The organism is Streptococcus sp. Marseille-Q6504 (assembly GCF_965111625.1).
Map to the genome: position 1 here is coordinate 305,016 of NZ_CBCOON010000002.1, position 22,176 is coordinate 327,191.

Here is a 22,176-nt window from a genome sequence, read left to right on the forward strand (position 1 = left end):
TAGGCGTCATTAAATTTAAAAATAGGGATAGTTTAAGATGAAATCAAAAAAATATATAGTAACAAGCATAGCGACAGCAACACTTGGACTTGCTTTGCTTACAGATACAGCAGGTATGTCCCCTTTTTCAATACAGCAAGTTTCTGCTCAAGAAAAGAGTACGCCTAAGAATGGTAACGTAAAAGAAAATAATTTACCTAAGCAATCAGAGAAGCCTAAAGATAGTGCTCCAAAACAATCAGAGAAGCCTAAAGATAGTGCTCCAAAACAATCAGAGAAGCCTAAAGATAGTGCTCCAAAACAATCAGAGAAGCCTAAAGATAGTGCTCCAAAACAATCAGAAAAACCTAAATCTAGCGCTCCAAAACAAACAGAGAAGCCTAAATCTAGCGCTCCAAAACAGTCAGAGAAGCCTAAATCTAGCGCTCCAAAACAAACAGAGAAGCCTAAATCTAGCGCTCCAAAACAAACAGAGAAGCCTAAATCTAGCGCTCCAAAGCAAACAGAGAAGCCTAAATCTAGCGCTCCAAAACAATCAGAAAAGCCAAAAACTAGCACTCCAAAACAAACAGAGAAGCCTAAATCTAGCACTCCAAAGCAATCAGAGAAATCCAAAGGTACTGCACCAAAGCAATCTGATAAACAAAAAAATACGACACCTAAACAGGATAAGCCAAAGTCTACAGTCCAATCTGGCTGGGTAGGGTCTTCGTACTATGAAAATGGTGTTAAAGTCACTAATAAGTGGATTTTTGATAAAAAAGCTAATTCTTATTTCTACCTAAATGCTTCGGGAAACGCTGTCCGAAATGCTTGGGTAGGGAATTACTATCTTAAATCAGATGGTAAGAGGGCAAAAAGCGATTGGATCTATGATAAAAATTCTGGTTCTTATTACTATTTGACAGCTGAAGGAAGTTCTGCCCGTAATAAATGGATAGGAAATTACTATCTAAAATCAGACGGTAAGATGGCCAAGAATGAATGGGTAGATGGTGGCCGTTACTATGTTGAATCAGATGGTAAAATGGCTAGGGATAAATGGGTAGATGGTAGCCGTTACTATGTGGGAAACAATGGTGTCCGGCAACCAAAACCAGCAGTCGGGAATCAAAACAATGCTGCTTTAACTAAAGCGAAAAGCTATAATTCGGCTTTACATATGTCAAAAAAAGCTCTTTATGAACAGTTAACATCACAAGTTACTCATGGTTTTTCAAGCTCAGCAGCACAGTATGCCATCGATCACTTGAACGCGGATTACAAAGCAAATGCCTTAGTTAAAGCAAGAGAATACCGAAAATACAGCAATTTATCAAAGAAAGAAATTTATGAGAGGCTAACTTCTCCTTGGATTGGAAAATTTACAAAAGAAGAAGCAAACTATGCCATTCAAAAACTAGATTTAACACCAGAAGGAAGCCCTGCCCGCAATAAATGGGTAGGATACTATTATTATAAATCAGATGGTAAGATGGCCAAGAATGAATGGGTAGATGGTGGCCGTTACTATGTTGAATCAGATGGTAAAATGGCTAGGGATAAATGGGTAGATGGTGGCCGTTACTATGTGGGATACAATGGTGTATGGCAACCAAAACCAGCAGTCGGGAATCAGTACAATGCTGCTTTAACTAAAGCAAAAAGCTATAATTCGGCTTTACATATGTCAAAAAAAGCTCTTTATGAACAGTTAACATCACAAGTTACACATGGTTTTTCAAGCTCAGCAGCACAGTATGCCATTGATCACTTGAACGCAGATTACAAAGCAAATGCCTTAGTTAAAGCAAGAGAATACCGAAAATACAGTAATTTATCAAAAACAGAAATTTATAACAGGCTAACTTCTCCTTGGATTGGAAAATTTACAAAAGAAGAAGCAAACTATGCCATTCAAAAACTAGGGGATAAATAGTTATTGATTATTAGATGTAACTTTTTCATGCCAAACTTTGTCAGCAAGAAGCTGATTTGAAGCAGTCCTTTACCTACTTTAAGACGACATACCGACCACATTTGACAGTGGGAGAGCAGGAAATCATCTATCACACTGCTGATGGAAAATTGCTTGAGACCTCCATTGGGAATCTGGTCTTAAAAATGAATAGCAAGATCTATACCCCACCTAGTACACTTGGCATTTTACCAGGGATTTATCGTCAATACTTGCTTGAAAATGGGCAAGTGGAAGAAAAAATCTTAACCATAGAAGATTTGAAGCAAGCAGAAACTGTCTATGGCTGTAATGCAGTTAGGGACTTGTATGAATTGAAAATAGATTTTTAAAACTTTGTATATTAATTATGATTAATTGTTTGAATTGTAGAATAAAGTTTGATAAAATAAAAGTAAAACGATTTCATTTTTAGGAGGAAATGATGAGAAACAAAGGTCTTTTTAAAGCTAGCTTGCTAAGTCTTCCAATTTTAGTTATGCTCGTTCAACCCGTTAATGCTGAAGAAAACATACATTTTTCTAGTTGTACGGAAGCCTGGCGAAATGGCTACTCCGATATTCATAGAGGAGAACCTGGATATTCTTATAGACTAGACAAAGATGGTGACGGGGTTGCTTGTGAACGTTCAAAAGCTCCTCGCGGGGTATTTAAACCGCGCCAATCAAATTCTCAAGCAAGGCAAACAACTAGTGGTTGGATAAATAAAGATGGGTATTGGTACTATCTAAAAGCAGATGGTTCTTATGTAAAAAATAGTTGGAATGGTAATTACTATCTTAAGTCAGATGGCAAAATGGCTAAGAATGAGTGGATTTATGATGGAGCTTACCAAGGCTGGTATTATTTTAAATCAGATGGATCCTATGCTAAAAACAGCTGGCAAGGCAACTATTATCTTAAATCAGACGGTAAAATGGCTAAAAGCGAATGGCTTTATGATAGCACCTACCAAGGTTGGTATTACCTTAAATCAGATGGATCCTATGCTAGAAACAGCTGGCAAGGCAACTATTATCTTAAATCAGACGGTAAAATGGCTAAAAGCGAATGGCTTTATGATAGCACCTACCGAGGTTGGTATTACCTTAAATCAGATGGATCCTACGCAAAAAACAGCTGGCAAGGTAATTACTACCTTAAGTCAGATGGTAAAATGGCTAAGAACGAATGGGTTTATGACAGAGCTTATCAAGCTTGGTATTATCTTAAGTCCGATGGCTCCTATGCTAAAAACAGCTGGCAAGGTAATTACTATCTCAAGTCAGATGGTAAAATGGCCAAGAATGAATGGGTCGATGGCGGTCGATACTTTGTTGGTGTCGATGGTAGTTGGCAAAAACAGAAGGATGATAAGCAAACTACAACACAATCTATCACAACACAAACTACCACAACTGAACCAGCAACACAATCTACTACAACTGAACCAACAACACAAACTACCACAACTCAGCCAACCACTAATTAGGATGATTTTGAATATATAATCCTAAAAAATAAAATATCATAGAAAATCATGAAACCCTTTGCCTAGTCAAAGGGTTTTTGATATACTATTCCTGTAGGTATTTAAAAAAGATTGAAAATATAAAGGAGAAAAAGATGAGTCAAAAGATTATTGGGATTGACCTTGGTGGAACTTCTGTCAAGTTTGCAATTTTAACTCAAGAAGGAGAAATCCAAGAAAAATGGTCTATTAAGACTAACATTTTGGATGAAGGAAGCCATATCGTAGACGATATGATTGAATCAATTCAACATCGTTTGAACTTGCTTGGATTGTCAGCTACGGATTTCCAAGGGATTGGTATGGGTTCACCTGGTGTGGTTGACCGTGAAAAAGGAACTGTTATCGGTGCCTACAACCTCAACTGGAAAACTCTTCAACCGATCAAAGAAAAAATGGAAAAAGCTTTGGGTATTCCATTCTTTATCGACAATGACGCCAACGTAGCTGCTCTTGGTGAGCGTTGGATGGGTGCTGGTGAAAACCAACCAGACGTTGTCTTTATGACTCTGGGTACAGGTGTTGGTGGCGGTATCGTGGCAGAAGGGAAATTGCTCCACGGTGTTGCAGGTGCTGCAGGTGAACTTGGACATATCACAGTTGACTTTGACCAACCAATCGCATGTACGTGTGGTAAAAAAGGTTGTCTTGAGACAGTAGCTTCAGCTACAGGGATTGTCAACTTGACTCGTCGTTATGCAGATGAATACGAAGGCGATGCAGCCTTGAAACGCTTGATTGATGACGGAGAAGAAGTAACAGCTAAAACTGTCTTTGACTTGGCAAAAGAAGGGGACGACCTTGCTTTGATCGTTTACCGTAACTTCTCACGTTACTTGGGTATTGCATGTGCCAACATTGGTTCCATCCTAAACCCATCAACAATCGTTATCGGTGGTGGTGTATCAGCTGCAGGAGACTTCCTTCTTCAAGGCGTGCAAAAGGTTTATGATGAAAATACCTTCCCACAAGTTCGTACAACAACTAAATTGGCTCTTGCAACTCTAGGTAATGACGCTGGAGTTATCGGAGCAGCATCTCTTGTCTTGCAATAAGAAACAAAATAAGGAGAAAATCATTATCTTGAAGCGAGTGATTTTCCTCCTTTCTTTTTTTATGCTATACTAGTTAAGACAATAATTGAGGTGAGAGTAAATGACAAAAGCAGATAAGATTTTTAAAGAAAATATTGAGCGAATTCTCAATGAAGGGGTCTTTTCAGAACAAGCTCGTCCCAAGTATAAGGATGGAACAGTGGCTAACTCTAAGTACATCACAGGTGCTTTTGCGGAGTATGATTTGTCTAAGGGTGAATTTCCAATCACGACCTTGCGTCCAATTGCTATCAAATCAGCTATTAAGGAAGTGCTCTGGATCTATCAAGACCAGTCTAATAGTCTAGAAGTTCTTAATGACAAGTACAATGTTCACTATTGGAATGACTGGGAAGTGGGAGATACGGGGACAATCGGTGAGCGTTATGGGGCTGTTGTTAAGAAGCATGACATCATCAACAAAATCCTTAAGCAGTTGGAAGCTAATCCTTGGAACCGTCGTAATATCATCTCTCTCTGGGATTACCAAGCCTTTGAAGAAACAGATGGTCTTCTGCCATGTGCCTTTCAGACTATGTTTGATGTTCGTCGAGTAGATGGAGAAATCTATCTGGATGCGACCTTGACCCAGCGCTCTAACGATATGCTGGTGGCTCATCACATTAATGCTATGCAATACGTGGCTCTTCAAATGATGATTGCTAAACACTTTGGTTGGAAGGTTGGAAAATTCTTCTACTTTATCAATAACCTTCATATCTATGATAATCAATTTGAACAAGCTCAGGAATTGCTCCGCCGTGAACCTTCAAATTGCCAACCACGTTTAGTCTTGAATGTACCAGACAAGACAAACTTCTTTGATATTAAAGCAGAGGATTTTGAGTTGGTTGACTATGATCCTGTGAAGCCACAGTTGAAGTTTGACCTAGCTATTTAATACTCTTCGAAAATCAAATTCAAACGTCGTCAATGTCGCCTTGCCGTACTCAAGTACAGCCTGCGGCTAGTTTCCTAGTTTGCTCTTTGATTTTCATTGATTATAAAAGAATAGAAAAAAGAAGTTGAGACAATAAATCCCAACTTCTTTTGTTTCTTAGCGTGATACCCGACGGCGAGCTGCTTTTTTACGATTTTCTTCGATGAAAGCTGCTTTTTGTTCTTCTGGTTCAATCACTTTCTTTTTGAATGCGTATACTGCACCTGCAACAGCAGCAACAGTTCCTGCAACACCTGTTACGAGACCTTTAGCAAATCCTTTAGCCATGAGTCTTCCTCCTTTTATTTATAAATCAGACGGAAATAGCATAAGATATAGCATTTTTCTGCCTGTCCATTTTATGATATAATAATAGTAACGAAAAAATGGGAATTTTTCAAGGAAAAACGATGAAAAGCAAAATAATTGTGATTGTTGGTCCAACCGCAGTTGGAAAGACTGCCCTAGCCATTGAAGTTGCTCAGCGATTCAATGGTGAAGTAGTTAGTGGAGATAGCCAACAAGTATACCGAGGACTGGATATTGGAACAGCCAAGGCTAGTCCGGAGGAGCAGGCAACTGTCCCTCATCATTTGATTGATGTGAGAGATGTAACCGAGTCTTACTCGGCTTTTGATTTTGTTTCAGAAGCAAAGGTAGCCATCGAGGATATTCAAAATCGCGGTAAACTTGCTATTATTGCTGGTGGGACAGGACTTTATATTCAGAGTCTACTAGAGGGATATCATCTAGGTGGAGAGACACCACACGAGGATATTTTAGCCTACCGAGCTAACTTAGAACCTGTTTCAGATGAGGAGTTAGCCCATCTGGTAGAGAAAGCAGGTCTTGAAATTCCCCAGTTTAACCGTCGTCGTGCTATGCGTGCCTTGGAGATTGCTCATTTTGGTCAAGATTTGGAAAATCAAGAAAGTTTATATGATTCGCTGATTATTTGCTTAGATGATGAGCGTAGTCAGCTTTATGAGCGTATCAATCACAGAGTGGACCTGATGTTTGAGGCTGGACTTTTGGATGAAGCTAGGTGGTTGTTTGACCATTATCCAGATGTGCAGGCTGCTAAAGGGATTGGTTACAAGGAACTCTTCCCCTATTTTCGAGGAGAGCAGTCCTTGGAAGAAGCTCGTGACAGTCTCAAACAGGCGACCCGTCGTTTTGCCAAGCGTCAGCTAACCTGGTTCCGCAATCGCATGCAGGTGACCTTTTATCAGATAGGAGAATCTGGTGTAAAAGACCGTATTTTAAACCAGATTGAGGAGTTTTTAAATGATTGAAACGGAGAAAAAAGAGGAGCGAGTCCTGCTGATTGGTGTTGAACTTCAGGGTATGGACAATTTTGACCTCTCCATGGAAGAACTGGCTAGTTTGGCTAAGACGGCTGGAGCGGTTGTAGTCGATAGCTACAGACAAAAACGTGAAAAATACGACTCTAAGACTTTTGTCGGATCTGGTAAATTAGAAGAAATTGCTCAAATGGTGGATGCAGAAGAAATCACGACTGTCATCGTCAACAACCGTCTGACACCTCGTCAAAATGTTAATTTAGAGGAAGTCTTGGGTGTTAAAGTTATTGACCGTATGCAGTTGATATTGGATATCTTTGCTATGCGAGCTCGAAGCCATGAAGGAAAACTCCAAGTTCATTTGGCTCAGCTCAAGTATCTCTTGCCCCGTTTGGTGGGTCAGGGGATTATGCTCAGCCGTCAGGCAGGGGGAATTGGTTCCCGTGGTCCAGGTGAAAGTCAGCTGGAGCTTAACCGTCGTAGTGTTCGCAACCAGATTACAGATATCGAACGTCAACTCAAGGTGGTTGAGAAAAACCGAGCGACAGTTCGAGAAAAACGTTTGGAGTCAAGTACCTTTAAGATTGGTTTGATTGGTTACACCAATGCTGGGAAGTCAACTATTATGAATACTTTGACCAGCAAGACCCAGTATGAAGCGGATGAGCTTTTTGCAACTCTAGATGCGACAACTAAAAACATCCATCTGGGGGGCAATCTACAGGTAACCTTGACAGATACCGTTGGATTTATCCAAGACCTACCGACAGAATTGGTGTCAAGTTTCAAGTCGACCTTGGAAGAAAGCAAGCATGTAGATCTCCTGGTCCATGTCATCGATGCCAGCAATCCTTACCATGAGGAACATGAAAAAACGGTCCTCTCCATCATGAAAGATTTGGACATGGAGGATATTCCTCGCTTGACCCTTTATAATAAAGCAGATTTGGTGGAGAACTTTACGCCTACTCAAACGCCATATGCTCTGATTTCTGCTAAATCTAAGGATAGTCGCGAACAGTTGCAGGCTTTATTGCTGGATAAGATTAAGGAAATTTTTGAACCCTTTACTTTGCGCGTCCCTTTTTCTAAGTCCTACAAGATTCATGATTTAGAAAGTGTTGCGATTCTTGAAGAACGTGACTACCAAGATGATGGAGAAGTCATCAGAGGCTACATTGCAGAGAGAAACAAATGGAGATTAGAGGAATTTTATGACTGATATCAAAACACTGGCCCTCAAGTATGGTGGCTATACAAGTCTAGACAAGGTCTATCTGGACCAACTTTTAGCTGATAGATCTGAAGAGGAGCAACTAGCCCTCATTACACCTCCACCAAGCGTAGTGAATGCCTACTTTGCAGAACTCTACCAGAAAAAGAGTCCTCAGGCTGCGACAGATTACTTTGCAGAACTCAGTCAGGAACTAAATCTCTACAATGTTGAGCCAAGTTTCACGGAAGAAAGCAAGCCCTTTATTCGCCTCAATCTATCTGGTAAATCCTTTGGCTTTTGCTACGAGAAAGAAGGTCTTGGTCGCATTTTCTCAGAGAACGAGGAAGCAATTACGGATGAATTACTCTTTGAGATAGCGCAAATTTTTCCCCATCAGCTAGTTTTTGTGGAGTCTGGTAAGATTTACATGAAGGCGATTGGTGAAGAGGAAGTAGTCAGCCTGGAAAATCTCACAGCTTTGACAGATTTGGAAAGCTTGGCAGATGGTCGCAAACGTCTCAAAGGCTATAGTCAAGAGGATTTGCTACAAGAAGCTAAAGCCTTTTCTGGCAAGTTTTATTATCGCTCGGAAAACCGCACTGCTATGTTATATATTGATTAATTAGAAAGTATCGAATGGATATTCAATTTTTAGGAACGGGGGCTGGTCAGCCCTCTAAAGCCCGCAATGTTTCAAGTCTCGCCCTGAAACTCTTGGACGAGATCAACGAAGTCTGGCTCTTTGACTGTGGAGAAGGAACGCAAAATCGCATTCTGGAAACCACGATTCGACCACGAAAGATCAGCAAAATCTTTATCACCCACTTGCATGGAGATCATATCTTTGGTTTGCCAGGATTCCTTTCTAGCCGCGCTTTTCAGGCCAATGAAGAGCAGACAGATTTGGAAATCTATGGTCCCCAAGGTATCAAATCTTTTGTCTTGACCAGTCTACGAGTGTCAGGTTCACGCCTGCCCTATAAGATTCATTTTCATGAGTTCGACCAAGATTCTCTAGGGAAAATTCTTGAAACCGATAAATTTACAGTTTATGCGGAAGAGTTGGATCACACTATTTTCTGTGTGGGCTACCGTGTCATGCAAAAGGATCTTGAAGGAACCTTGGATGCCGAAAAATTAAAGGCTGCCGGCGTACCATTTGGACCGCTTTTTGGTAAAATCAAAAACGGGCAGGATGTAGTCCTAGAAGACGGCACCGAGATTAAGGCAGCAGACTATATCTCAGCCCCACGCCCTGGTAAGATTATCACTATCTTAGGTGACACTCGAAAAACCAATGCCAGTGTGCGTCTGGCTGTCAATGCAGATGTCCTTGTCCATGAGTCCACTTATGGTAAAGGTGATGAGAAAATTGCCCGCAATCATGGCCACTCAACCAATATGCAGGCTGCGCAGGTGGCAACAGAAGCGGGAGCCAAACGACTCTTACTCAACCATATCAGCGCCCGTTTTCTTTCAAAAGATATCAGCCAGCTTAAAAAAGATGCTGCAACGATTTTTGAAAATGTCCATGTGGTTAAAGACTTGGAAGAAGTGGAAATCTAGAAGATTGAGAAAGGAAAAGTATGTCTACTATTCTCATTACAGGTGCTAGCGGGGGTCTAGCCCAAGAAATGGTCAAACTCTTACCTCAAGACCAACTTATTTTGCTAGGTAGAAATAAGGAAAAACTAGTTCAGCTATACGGAAATCATCCTCAGGCAGAATTGATTGAAATTGATATTACCGACGTTCAAGCCTTAGAAGAACTAGTTGCTGAACTCTATCAGCGTTATGGCAAGATTGATGTTTTAATTAACAACGCTGGTTATGGAATTTTTGAAGATTTTGACAAGATTTCTGATCAAGACATTCATCAAATGTTTGAAGTCAACACCTTTGCTCTCATGAATCTATCACGTTTGCTTGCAGCTCGTATGAAGGCAACTCGAAAAGGCCATATCATCAATATCGTCAGCATGGCAGGATTGATAGCGACTAGCAAGTCTAGCCTATACTCAGCGACTAAGTTTGCGGCTATCGGTTTTTCAAATGCTCTTCGCCTTGAGCTCATGCCCTATGGTGTCTATGTGACGACTGTTAATCCAGGACCTATCCGTACAGGATTTTTTGACCAGGCAGACCCAGATGGGACCTACCTCAAATCGGTCGACCGTTTTCTATTGGAACCAGATGCTGTCGCGCAAAAGATTGTTAAGACCATTGGAAAAAACAAACGCGAGCTCAATCTCCCAGCCTTGCTAAATTTATCTCATAAATTTTATGCCCTCTTTCCCAAGCTAGCCGATAAGTTGGCTGGGGAGACTTTTAATTATAAGTAAAATCTTAGTCACACCTCGAAAGTTAAATCAAAAGCTTGACTTTTGGGGTGTTTTATTGTCGACTTTATTAAAGTATTGCAATTTAAGTCTTAAAATAGTATACTAGTTCTGTTAGTTATGAAAACGTTTGCGTTTTTATTGATGATGATTATTTAGGAGACAAATGATGGAATTGACAGCCATTTACCATAGACCAGAATCAGAGTATGCTTATCTTTACAAAGAAGGTCAGCTACATATCCGAATCAGAACCAAGAAAAATGATGTTCAGAAGGTTATCTTACACTATGGAGATCCTTTTATTTTCATTGAGGATAAGTATGAAGCTAAGAAAGAAATGACCAAAGTAACCTCAGATGCACTATTTGACTATTGGCAGGTTACGGTATCGGTTGATTTTGCACGGATTCAGTATCTCTTTGAGCTCCTTGATGAGGAAGGTCAGGGTGTTTTTTATGGTGATAAGGGTTGTGTAGAACATACTCAAGAAAACTTGGATGCTGATGGAAACGGCTTTAAACTTCCTTATATTCATGAAATTGACGGTTGTCAGGTTCCTGACTGGGTTTCAAATACCGTTTGGTATCAGATTTTCCCAGAACGCTTTGCTAATGGAAATCCTAATTTGACTCCAGATGGAGCTCGAGAGTGGGATGCTGTTATTGCACCTAACATGGATGATTTTTTTGGTGGAGATTTACAAGGGATTATTGACCATTTAGACTATCTTAAAGATTTGGGAATCACTGGACTTTACCTATGTCCAATTTTTGAAGCAACGACCAATCACAAGTATGATACGACGGATTATTTTGGAATTGACCATCACTTTGGAGACAAGGAAGTCTTTCGTAATCTAGTCGAGGAAGCCCACAAACGGGGCATCAAGATTATGCTAGATGCTGTTTTCAATCATATCGGCTACCAGTCTGCCCAATGGCAGGATGTTCTAAAGAATGGAGAAAAGTCACCTTATAAAGATTGGTTCCATATTCAAGAATTCCCAATTACAGAGGATAAACTTAAGAGCCCAAGAGAACTCCCTTATCATACCTTTGCCTTTGCTAGCTATATGCCTAAGTTGAATACAGCTAATCCGGAGGTTAGGGACTATCTTTTAAGTGTTGCGACCTACTGGATTGAGAATTTTGATATCGATGCTTGGCGCTTGGACGTTGCCAATGAAATTGACCATCAGTTCTGGAGAGATTTCAGAAAGGCGGTTCTCGCTAAAAAGCCTGATTTGTATATTTTAGGTGAAATCTGGCATACTTCTCAGCCTTGGCTACAAGGGGACGAGTTCCATGCTGTCATGAATTACCCGCTCTCTGAAAGTATCAAGGATTATTTCTTGCGTCAGCGTAAAAAGACGGAGCAATTTATTTCAGAAATCAACAGCCAGTCTATGTACTACAAGCAACAAATCTCAGAGGTGATGTTTAACCTTTTAGATTCTCATGATACAGAGCGTATCCTTACAACTGCCAAAGGAAATATCCAGCATGTCAAGGCTGCCCTAACTTTCCTCTATCTTCAAAAAGGGACCCCTTGTATCTATTACGGAACAGAGCTTGCATTAATAGGTGGACCAGATCCTGACTGCCGTCGTGTCATGCCTTGGGACCGTGTGTCTGAGGATAATGATATGCTGAATTTTATGAAGAAATTAATCAAGGTTCGTAAGGACGTTGCAAGCATTATTCAGCATGGAAATTATCGCTTGGAAGAAGTGAAACCAGATGTCCTATCTTTGAAGTGGAACTACCAAGGAAAAGAAGTTCAAGCCATCTTCAATCAGTCTTCTGAGAATTTTATCTTAGAAAGAGACTCTGTTTATTTATCTAGTCATTGCCAGTTTGAAGATGGTCAGCAAGTCATCTTGCCAGATGGATTTATCATTACTGTTTCGAAATAAAGCAATCAACTGCAACAAGTATCTAGTTACAAAAAATGAAGGGATTATGTGACTTTAGATGCATAAAAAACAAGAAGCTGTCCTCTAGTAGGACAGTTTTTTGGTAAATTTCATTAAATGTACATTCAGGTTTTTATGATTTTCTACAAAATATAGAAAAAACAATCAAAAGTATGATTTTTACAGTCATAGTATTGAAGTTTCCTATATTATTTTATAAAATAGAAGTAATAATTACAAAAAAAGTATAGCGTTTTCAACAAAAATGGAAGCGGTTACTTAACAAGGAGAACCCTATGGGAAAAGATTATTGGAATCGCAAAAGTATCTATAGCATCCGTAAATTTACGGTCGGAACGTGCTCGGTACTTATCGGGACTTGCTCTGTTTTATTTGGAGCAAATCTAGCAGGTGTAAATTCTGTATCTGCAGATGAGACACCAGTCGCTGTTGCTACAGAAAAAGTGGAGAAAGAAACTCCTAAAGGGGAAGCTGTAGATTCAAAAGCTTCTGAACAACCTGTAACAACAGAAACTGTTAACAGTGAAGCAGTAGAAACTAAGCATGAAGTAGAGAAAAAAGTGGAAGCCCCAACTACTGAGACTACTCCTGAGAAAAAAGAAACCTCTGATGTAGAAAAGCAAGCTCCAGCTGTGACTCAGGATCAATCTGCTCAAACAGAAAAACCAGAGCTCAAACCTGCAACTAATGATGAGGTAAAACAGTTGATTGAGGATAGAAAAGTAGAATTCAACCAAAACTGGCATTTCAAGCTCAATGCCAATGCTAAAGATGCGGTCAAGCCAGATGCCGATGTTTCTAGTTGGAAGAAATTAGACCTTCCTCATGACTGGAGTATCTACAATGACTTTGACCATGACTCACCTGCCCAAAACGAAGGTGGGCAACTCAATGGTGGTGATGCTTGGTATCGTAAGACCTTTAAACTCGATGAAGAAGACCTCAATAAGAATGTTCGTATCACATTTGATGGTCTTTACATGGATTCTCAAGTTTATGTAAATGGTCAGCTAGTTGGTCACTATCCAAATGGTTACAACCAATTCTCATATGACATCACTGACTATCTCCATAAAGACGGTCGCGAGAATGTCGTAGCAGTGCATGCCATCAACAAACAACCAAGTAGCCGTTGGTACTCAGGAAGCGGGATTTACCGTGATGTTACCCTTCAAGTCACAGATAAGGTCCATACTGAGAAAAATGGAACAACTATCTTAACTCCAGACCTTGAAAAACAACAAAATGGTAAGGTAGATACTCATGTAACAAGTAAGATCGTCAATACTGATGATAAAGATCATGAAATTCTTGCTGAGTATCAAATCATTGAACGTAATGGTCAAGCTGTAACTGATCTAGTTCGTACCGCTAGTCAAGTATTGAAAGCTCATCAATCAGCCAGCTTGAATGCTATTTTACAAGTTGATAAACCAAAACTTTGGACAGTTAATAGCGACAAGCCAGCTCTTTACGAATTAGTGACTCGTGTTTATCGTGATGGTCAATTGGTCGATGCTAAGAAGGACTTGTTTGGTTACCGTTACTACAACTGGACACCAAATGAAGGCTTCTCTTTGAATGGTGAACGCATTAAATTCCATGGGGTTTCTCTTCACCATGACCATGGAGCTCTTGGAGCTGAAGAAAACTATAAGGCAGAATACCGTCGTCTGAAACAAATGAAGGATATGGGTGTGAACTCTATCCGTACAACCCACAACCCAGCTAGTGAGCAAACTTTACAAATCGCTGCTGAGCTTGGTTTGTTGGTCCAAGAAGAAGCTTTCGATACTTGGTATGGTGGTAAGAAACAGTATGACTATGGTCGCTTCTTTGATAAAGATGCTACTCACCCAGATGCTAAGAAAGGTGAAAAATGGTCTGATTTTGACCTTCGTACCATGGTTGAACGAGGAAAGAATAACCCTGCTATCGTTATGTGGTCTATCGGTAATGAAATCGGTGAAGCAGACGGAAAACCTCGTTCTTTAGCAACAGTTAAACGCTTGGTTCAAGTTATCAAAGCTGTTGATAAGACACGCTATGTCACTATGGGAGCAGATAAGTTCCGCTTTGGTGATGGTAGTGGTGACCATGAAAAGATTGCCAATGAACTTGATGCCGTTGGATTTAACTACTCAGAAGATAACTACAAGAAACTTCGTGCGAAACATCCAAATTGGTTGATTTACGGATCTGAAACTTCCTCAGCTACTCGTACACGTGGAAGTTATTTCCGTCCAGAACGTGAATTGGTCCACAGCAATCAGGCTTACCGTAATTACGAGCAATCAGACTACGGTAATGACCGTGTTGGTTGGGGTAAAACAGCTACTGCATCTTGGACTTTTGACCGTGACAATGCAGGTTACGCAGGTCAGTTCATCTGGACAGGTACGGACTATATCGGTGAACCTACTCCATGGCACAACCAAAACCACACACCGGTTAAAAGCTCATACTTTGGTATCGTAGATACAGCTGGTATTCCAAAACATGACTACTTCTTGTATCAAAGCCAATGGGTTTCTGCTGAGAAGAAACCAATGGTTCACTTGCTTCCTCACTGGAACTGGGAAAATCCTACCCTAAAAGAGAATGTAGCGGATGCAGATGGTAATATTCCAGTCCGTGCCTATTCTAATGCGGCAAGTGTAGAACTATTCTTGAATGGTAATACTCTAGGCAAGAAGACATTTACTAAAAAACAAACAAGTGATGGACGTACTTACCAAGAAGGTGCTAAACCGAATGAACTTTACCTTGAATGGAAGGTTGCTTTTGAAGCAGGTACTTTAGAAGCAGTAGCTCGTGACGAAGCTGGTAACATCGTTGCTCGTGATAAGATTGTGACCGCTGGAGAACCTGCAGGGGTTCGTTTGGTCAAAGAAGAACATGCTATCGTAGCTGACGGAAAAGACCTCACTTATATCTATTACGAAATTGTTGACAGTAAGGGTAACGTAGTTCCTACAGCCAATAATCTTGTTCGCTTCCAGTTGCATGGACAAGGTCAGATTGTCGGTGTGGATAACGGGGAACAAGCCAGCCGTGAACGTTACAAAGAACAAGCAGATGGTTCATGGATTCGCAAAGCCTTTAATGGTAAGGGTGTTGTGATTGTCAAATCAACTGAGCAAGCAGGTAAATTCACCTTGACTGCTCACTCTGATTTCTTGAAATCTGGTCAAACAACTATCTTCACAGGTAAGAAAGACCAAGAGGAAAAAACTGTTTTAGGTACAGAGGTTCCTAAAGTTCGTACAGTAATCGGTCAAGCAGCGAAAATGCCTTCAAAAGTAGGATTTATCTACAGTGATGGCAGTCGTGCAAAACTTCCAGTAGAATGGTCCGCAGTTGATGTCAACCAACCTGGTATTTTTACTGTTAAAGGTGTGGCAGAAGGAAGAGATGTAGAAGCGCGTGTTGAAGTCTTGGCACTCGAAGCAGAATTACCTGTAGTTAAGAGAATTGCACCAAGTACGGATCTGAGTACGGTTGATCCATCTGTTACCTATGTATTGTCAGATGGTACTCTAGGAAGCTATGACGTTGATAAGTGGGAAGTTGCAGCTGAAGATCAAGCTAAATTAACTATCCCAGGCTCTCGTATCCAAGCTAAAGGAATTTCAGGTGATGATGAAATCGCTGCTACATTCGTAGTTGCCGAAGGTCAAGCGGCTTCACCAGTAGTACCGACTGTAACTGTTGCAGACCAGCCTGTAGAAGGGCTCTCAACTGACCAACCAGTTCTATATCATAAACTTGCCTATGGAGCTACTTTGCCTGAAGTTAAAGCTTTAGCTGAAAACGCGCAAGTTACTGTTATTCAAGCTAACGAAGCAAATGGTATGCGTGCTAGTATTTATGTTCAACCAAATGATGGTGGAGCACTTCAGACTTATGCTATCCAATTCTTACAAGAAGCTCCTCAGATTGAACGTTTAAGCCTAGAAGTTGAAAATGCAGACGCACTGAAAGAAGACCAAACAGTTGGTATCAAAGTCTTGGCTCATTATCAAGATGGAACTCAGGCCGTATTAAAAGCTGACAAGGTAACCTTCTCAACATCAGGTGAAGGAGACGTAGCTGTTCGTAAAGGTATGCTTGAATTGCATAAACCTGGTCAAGTAACTTTGAAAGCTCAATTTGAAGGAGCAGAAGGTCAGATTGACTTGAACATTCAGGCAAATACTGAAAATAAAGTTGTCCAGGCCATTCGTCCAGTAAGTGTCGTGACAGGTTTGAACCAAGAACCAAGTCTACCTGATACAGTAACGGTAGAGTACGATAAAGGATTTCCAAAAGTTCACAAGGTAACTTGGCAAGCAGTTGCTAAGGAAGACCTTGCTAAATACCATAGCTTTGATGTTCTAGGTAAAGTAGAAGGAATTGAAAACGAAGCTCATGCTAAAGTTTCTGTAGAAGGTATCATTGCAGTCGAAGAAGTGACTACAACAACTCCAGTTTCAGAAGCTCCTCAATTACCAGAAAGTGTCCGTACTTACCACTCAAACGGCCAAGTATCTTCAGCTAAAGTGACTTGGGATGCTATTGACCCAAGCCAATATGCAACTGAAGGTAGCTATACAGTGACAGGGCATGTGGAAGGGACTCAGTTACCAACGAAACTTCATGTGCGCGTTTCTGCTCAAACTGAAACTGGTGCAAACATTTCTGACCAGTGGACAGGTTCAGAGTTACCACTTGCCTTTGCATCAGACTCAAATCCAAGTGACTCAGTAGCCAATGTCAATGACAAACTAATCTCATTTAATGATCAACCGGCAAACCGCTGGACAAACTGGAACCGTACAAGTGAAGCATCAGTGGGAATCCTCTTTGGTGATTCTGGTATCCTGTCTAAACGTTCGGTTGACAATCTCAATGTTGCCTTCCACGAAGACCACGGTGTTGGTGCACCTAAGTCTTATGTCATCGAATACTATGTAGGAAAAGATGTTCCAACAGTTCCTAAAAATCCAAGCTTTGTAGCTAGTGAAGACCACGTCTTTAATGACGATAAAAACTGGAAAGAAGTAACAAATCTCAAGGCTCCAGATCAAGTGAGAGCTGGAGAAATGACTCACTTTAGCTTTGATAAAGTCAATACCTATGCGGTTCGTATCCGTATGCTTAGACCAGATGGTAAATGGGGTACTTCCATTACAGAAATTCAAATCTTCTCTAAACAAGTAGCTGCAGCTAAGAAAGCTCAAGCTCAAATCCAAGTAGATGGAAAAGATTTGCCAAACTTTAACCCTGGCTTGACTGACTATTATCTAGAAGCTAAAGAAGACCAAGCACCAACTGTAACAGCAAGTGTATCAGATAATGGTATTGCTACAGTGATTCCAAGCGTTCGTGAAGGGGATCCAGTTCGTGTTGTCGTTAAGGCTGAAAACGGAGATATTCTAGGTGAATACCTTCTCCACTTTACAAATGATAAAGACTTGCTAGCAAGTAAACCTGTTGTTGCTGTGAAATCATCACGCTTGGTTGCTAAGGGCCATACTCTTGAGTTACCTGCGAAAGTCGCTGTTTACTTCACAGGTAAAGATGGCTATGAAGTCAAAGACTTGGCAGTTGAATGGGATGAAGTTCCGACTGAAAATCTAGCGAATTCAGGTGAATTTACAGTTCGTGGTCGCGTTTTAGGTACTGATTTAACTGCTGAAGTAGCAGTACGTGTGACTGATAAACTCGGTGAAAACCTATCAGACAACCCAGACTTCGATGACGATAGCAACCGTTCATTTGCTTCTGCAACCAATGATATTGATCCAAACTCTCATGACCGTGTGGACTATGTTAACGATGGTTCAGATGATGAAACCCGTCGTTGGACCAACTGGTCTCCAACTCCATCTGATAATCCAGAAGTTTCAGTAGGGGTTATCTTTAGAGAAGCTGGTAAGATTGTTGAACGTACAGTCGCTGAAGGAAGTATTCGATTCTTCTCAGATGGTGGTACAGATGCACCTTCTAAACTAGTCTTAGAGCGCTATGTGGGACCAGAATTTGACTCACCAGAATACTACTCTAATTACCAACCATACGATCCAGAACATCCATTCAACACTCCTTCTAACTGGGAGAAAGTTGAATACCGTGCGGATCAAGAGATTCAAGCAGGTACTGATATCCATGTAACCTTTGCCCCAGTTAAAGCTAAGGCTATGAGATGGCGCATGGATAGAAAAGCTGATACTAAGGGTGTAGCTATTACAGAAATGGCCTTCATTGCTCCAAGTGAGGAACCTAAGGATAGTACAGCTGCAAAACTTCTTGTGGATGGTAAAGAGATTGCTAACTTCTCTGAAGATCGTGTGGATTACCAAGTGACCTACAGTGGAAATCGTCCTCAAGTAACAGTTGAAGCTGGCGAAAACGTAGCAGCAACTATTGTTGATAGTGGTGATGATAAACTTCCAGTCTTGATTCATCTTGTTTCAGAAAGTGGTAAACATATTAAGGAATACCGCATTCAATTGACTAAGGCAGATGCTGAAAGCGCCAAGACAGAACCAGCTGTACACGAAGTTCCAGAGTTCACAGGTGGTGTGAATGGAGAAGAGGCAGCAGTTCACGAAATTCCAGAATACACTGGAGGCGTGAATGGAGAAGAACCAGCAGTACATGAAGTTCCAGAGTTCACAGGTGGCGTGAATGGAGTTGAAGCAGCAGTTCACGAAGTACCAGAACATACTTTAGGAGCGAATGTAGTCGAACCAGCAGTTCACGAAGTACCAGAATATACTGGTGGTGTGAATGCAGTCGAGGCAGCAGTTAACGATGTGCCAGAGTACAAAGGTGGTGCCAATGCAGTCGAAGCAGCGGTGAACGAAGTTCCAGAATATACTGGTGGTGTGAATGCAGTCGAGGCAGCAGTTAACGATGTGCCAGAGTACAAAGGTGGTGCCAATGCAGTCGAAGCAGCGGTTAACGAAGTTCCAGAATATACTGGCGGCGTGAACGCAGCCGAAGTAGCGGTCAATGAAGTACCGGAGTACAAAGATAATCAATCTCTTGTAGCCCTCGCTATGTCACAAGACAAGACTTATCAGGCACCTGCAAGTCGTCAACATATTCTCCCTGAAACAGGTACTAAGGAAAATGCAACCCTTGCAACAGCAGGTGTTGTGGGAGCGCTTCTTGGACTCTTTGCAATGGGAAAGAAGAAAGACGAAGAATAAAATAATCTGACAGTATTTAGATTATAGAGATTGGACAAGAAAACAATCTCAACTATAAAAAGTGGACAAACTAGTTTCAAGAAACAGAACTAGATCTTGTCCGCTTTTTTATGTTTCTTGGTAGCAAAAAATCCTTAACAAAGATGCTAAACTTGATAATTGAGTTTCCAAATAACAAAAAACAAATAAGAAAGCCCTTTGTGGCTTTTTTATTTTCATAAAAATGGTAAAATAGTAAGAGTAGAAATGGAGTTCTAGATATGAAACGAATTGATCAATTTGAAAATAAGAAAGTATTAGTCCTAGGTTTAGCCAAATCAGGTGAGTCTGCAGCTCGTCTCTTGGATAAGTTGGGTGCCATTGTAACGGTTAATGATGGCAAGCCTTTTGAGGAAAATCCAGCAGCTCAGAGTCTTCTAGAAGATGGTATCAAGGTTGTAACTGGTGGTCATCCCTTGGAATTGTTGGATGAAGATTTTGCCCTCATGGTGAAAAACCCTGGTATTCCTTATAGCAATCCTATGATTGAAAAAGCTCTAGAAAAAGGCATTCCAGTCTTGACAGAGGTTGAGTTGGCCTATTTGATTTCTGATGCACCAATCGTCGGTATTACTGGTTCAAATGGTAAGACAACGACCACAACCATGATTGGTGAAGTTCTGACTGCTGCAGGACAAAATGGACTCTTATCAGGTAACATCGGTTATCCTGCTAGTCAGGTTGCGCAAACTGCGACAGATAAGGACACCCTTGTCATGGAACTTTCTTCTTTCCAATTAATGGGAATCCAGGAATTCCATCCTGAAATTGCTGTTATCACCAACCTGATGCCAACACATATTGACTATCACGGTTCTTTTGAAGACTATGTGGCAGCCAAGTGGAATATCCAAAGCAATATGACAGCAGCTGATTACCTAGTATTGAACTTCAACCAGGAGTTAGCTAAAGAACTTGCGACAAAGACAAATGCGACTGTAGTACCATTCTCAACACTTGAAAAGGTTGACGGAGCCTATCTTGAAGACGGTCTTCTCTACTTCCGTGGTGAAAAAGTCATGGCAGCTGATGAGATCGGTGTTCCAGGTAGCCACAATGTGGAAAATGCTCTTGCAACCATTGCCGTTGCTAAACTGCGTGGCGTTGATAATGAAACCATCAAGGAAACCTTGTCAGCCTTTGGTGGAGTTAAACACCGTCTCCAGTTTGTAGACCAAATCAATGGCGTTAAATTTTATAACGATAGTAAGTCAACCAATATCTTAGCAACTCAAAAAGCCTTGTCAGGATTTGATAATAGCAAGGTTATCTTGATTGCTGGTGGCTTGGACCGTGGCAATGAGTTTGACGAATTGGTTCCTGATATTAAAGGACTCAAGAAAATGGTCATCCTCGGTCAATCTGCAGAACGTGTCAAACGTGCAGCGGATAAGGCTGGTGTGGCTTATGTGGATGCAACAGATATTGCAGATGCAACTCGCAAGGCTTCTGAACTTGCGGAAGAGGGAGATGTTGTTCTCCTCAGTCCTGCCAATGCGAGCTGGGATATGTATGCTAACTTTGAAGTACGTGGAGATCTTTTCATCGACACTGTAGCGGAGTTAAAGGGATAATATGAAAAAAATAGTATTTACTGGTGGGGGAACGGTTGGACACGTTACCCTCAACCTTTTGTTAATACCTAAGTTCATCGAAGATGGCTGGGAAGTCCACTATATTGGTGATAAAAATGGGATTGAGCATCATGAAATTCTCAAGTCAGGTTTAGATGTTACCTTCCATTCGATTGCAACAGGGAAATTACGTCGATATTTCTCATGGCAAAATATGGTTGACGTCTTTAAGGTTGCTTTTGGAATTCTTCAATCGCTCTTTATCATGCTTCGAGTTCGTCCACAAGCCCTCTTTTCTAAGGGTGGATTTGTATCTGTTCCGCCTGTTATCGCAGCGCGAGTATGCAGAGTACCAGTCTTCATCCACGAGTCTGACCTCTCTATGGGATTGGCCAATAAAATTGCCTATAAGTTTGCGACTAAGATGTACTCTACTTTCGAGCAAGCGTCTAGTCTCACTAAGGTAGAACATGTAGGAGCTGTGACCAAGGTTTCTGGTCCAGTTATGGAAGAACCTGAAGAAATGGTGGATATCCGAACTTCTTTCAACGACAAGTTACCAACTCTTCTATTTGTTGGAGGTTCTGCTGGGGCGCGTGTCTTTAACCAACTAGTAACAGACCACAAGGAAGAGCTGACTAGTCGCTATAATATCATTAACCTGACAGGTGATGCTAGTTTAAATGAACTAAGTTCAAACCTCTACCGTGTTGACTATGCGACGGAACTCTATCAACCACTCATGAATATGGCTGATGTGGTCATCACTCGTGGTGGTGCCAATACGATTTTTGAACTTCTTGCCATGGCTAAATTGCATGTCATTGTGCCATTGGGGCGTGAAGCCAGTCGTGGAGACCAGATTGAAAATGCAGCCTATTTTGTGAAGAAAGGCTATGCTGAGGAGTTGCAAGAGAGCGATTTGACTTTGTCAACTTTAGAAGAAAAAGTAAATCAACTCTTGACCAACAAAGAGATTTACCAAAACAAGATGAAGAATTCTCAGGAATTAAAATCTGTGGCAGATTTTTATGAGTTACTAAAAAAAGATTTATCATAAGGAAA

Annotated in this window: 13 protein-coding genes and 3 pseudogenes; 15 read left to right on the forward strand and 1 reads right to left on the reverse strand. The window is 40.9% G+C overall.

The window, feature by feature from the left end; all coding sequences use genetic code 11:
* Positions 1-37: 37 nt before the first annotated feature.
* From ACWPUA_RS03595 to ACWPUA_RS03615, 5 genes and pseudogenes are all read left to right on the forward strand, one after another.
* Positions 38-1,918, forward strand: a complete 1,881-nt coding sequence (locus ACWPUA_RS03595) for an Ltp family lipoprotein (RefSeq protein WP_454379151.1) — start codon at positions 38-40, stop codon at positions 1,916-1,918.
* Positions 1,919-1,947: 29 nt separating this feature from the next.
* Positions 1,948-2,289, forward strand: a pseudogene (locus ACWPUA_RS03600) (aminotransferase class IV); the annotation flags it as partial.
* Positions 2,290-2,381: 92 nt separating this feature from the next.
* Entirely contained in the window at positions 2,382-3,428 is a 1,047-nt protein-coding gene (locus tag ACWPUA_RS03605) for an excalibur calcium-binding domain-containing protein (protein WP_006151971.1), read from the forward strand.
* Positions 3,429-3,562: 134 nt separating this feature from the next.
* Positions 3,563-4,522: an ROK family glucokinase gene (locus ACWPUA_RS03610; protein WP_454379153.1), complete on the forward strand. Its 960-nt coding sequence runs from the start codon at positions 3,563-3,565 to the stop codon at positions 4,520-4,522.
* A 100-nt stretch (positions 4,523-4,622) separates the two neighbouring features.
* On the forward strand, positions 4,623-5,462 hold the full coding sequence (locus ACWPUA_RS03615; protein ID WP_225750584.1) for a thymidylate synthase: 840 nt from the start codon (positions 4,623-4,625) through the stop codon (positions 5,460-5,462).
* Positions 5,463-5,618: 156 nt separating this feature from the next.
* Here the strand turns inward: ACWPUA_RS03615 and ACWPUA_RS03620 are convergent, their stop codons facing one another.
* Entirely contained in the window at positions 5,619-5,789 is a 171-nt protein-coding gene (locus tag ACWPUA_RS03620; protein WP_001051780.1) for a DUF3042 family protein, read from the reverse strand.
* 122 nt (positions 5,790-5,911) lie between these two features.
* Between ACWPUA_RS03620 and miaA the strand changes: the two genes are divergently transcribed.
* From miaA to ACWPUA_RS03670, 10 genes and pseudogenes are all read left to right on the forward strand, one after another.
* Positions 5,912-6,796: a tRNA (adenosine(37)-N6)-dimethylallyltransferase MiaA gene (gene miaA, locus ACWPUA_RS03625; RefSeq protein ID WP_454379227.1), complete on the forward strand. Its 885-nt coding sequence runs from the start codon at positions 5,912-5,914 to the stop codon at positions 6,794-6,796.
* A complete protein-coding gene (gene hflX / locus ACWPUA_RS03630) occupies positions 6,789-8,027 on the forward strand; it encodes a GTPase HflX (RefSeq protein WP_454379229.1) in 1,239 nt (412 codons plus the stop codon). The genes miaA and hflX overlap by 8 nt, the downstream gene beginning before the upstream one ends.
* Positions 8,020-8,643, forward strand: a complete 624-nt coding sequence (locus tag ACWPUA_RS03635; protein WP_454379231.1) for a cystathionine beta-lyase — start codon at positions 8,020-8,022, stop codon at positions 8,641-8,643. Before hflX ends, ACWPUA_RS03635 begins: the two co-directional genes overlap by 8 nt.
* Before the next feature lie 14 nt (positions 8,644-8,657).
* Complete coding sequence (gene rnz, locus ACWPUA_RS03640) at positions 8,658-9,587, forward strand: ribonuclease Z (protein WP_454379233.1); 930 nt, start codon at positions 8,658-8,660, stop codon at positions 9,585-9,587.
* A gap of 20 nt (positions 9,588-9,607) precedes the next feature.
* On the forward strand, positions 9,608-10,363 hold the full coding sequence (locus ACWPUA_RS03645; protein ID WP_454379235.1) for an SDR family NAD(P)-dependent oxidoreductase: 756 nt from the start codon (positions 9,608-9,610) through the stop codon (positions 10,361-10,363).
* 166 nt (positions 10,364-10,529) lie between these two features.
* On the forward strand, positions 10,530-12,278 hold the full coding sequence (locus ACWPUA_RS03650) for a glycoside hydrolase family 13 protein (protein ID WP_454379316.1): 1,749 nt from the start codon (positions 10,530-10,532) through the stop codon (positions 12,276-12,278).
* A gap of 296 nt (positions 12,279-12,574) precedes the next feature.
* A pseudogene (locus ACWPUA_RS03655) lies at positions 12,575-12,722 on the forward strand (YSIRK-type signal peptide-containing protein); the annotation flags it as partial.
* Between the two features lie 251 nt (positions 12,723-12,973).
* A pseudogene (locus ACWPUA_RS03660) lies at positions 12,974-19,498 on the forward strand (SIALI-17 repeat-containing surface protein); the annotation flags it as partial.
* A gap of 260 nt (positions 19,499-19,758) precedes the next feature.
* Entirely contained in the window at positions 19,759-21,111 is a 1,353-nt protein-coding gene (murD, locus tag ACWPUA_RS03665; RefSeq protein ID WP_454379237.1) for a UDP-N-acetylmuramoyl-L-alanine--D-glutamate ligase, read from the forward strand.
* Between the two features lies 1 nt (position 21,112).
* A complete protein-coding gene (locus ACWPUA_RS03670; RefSeq protein WP_454379239.1) occupies positions 21,113-22,171 on the forward strand; it encodes a UDP-N-acetylglucosamine--N-acetylmuramyl-(pentapeptide) pyrophosphoryl-undecaprenol N-acetylglucosamine transferase in 1,059 nt (352 codons plus the stop codon).
* The last annotated feature ends 5 nt before the right edge of the window (positions 22,172-22,176 follow it).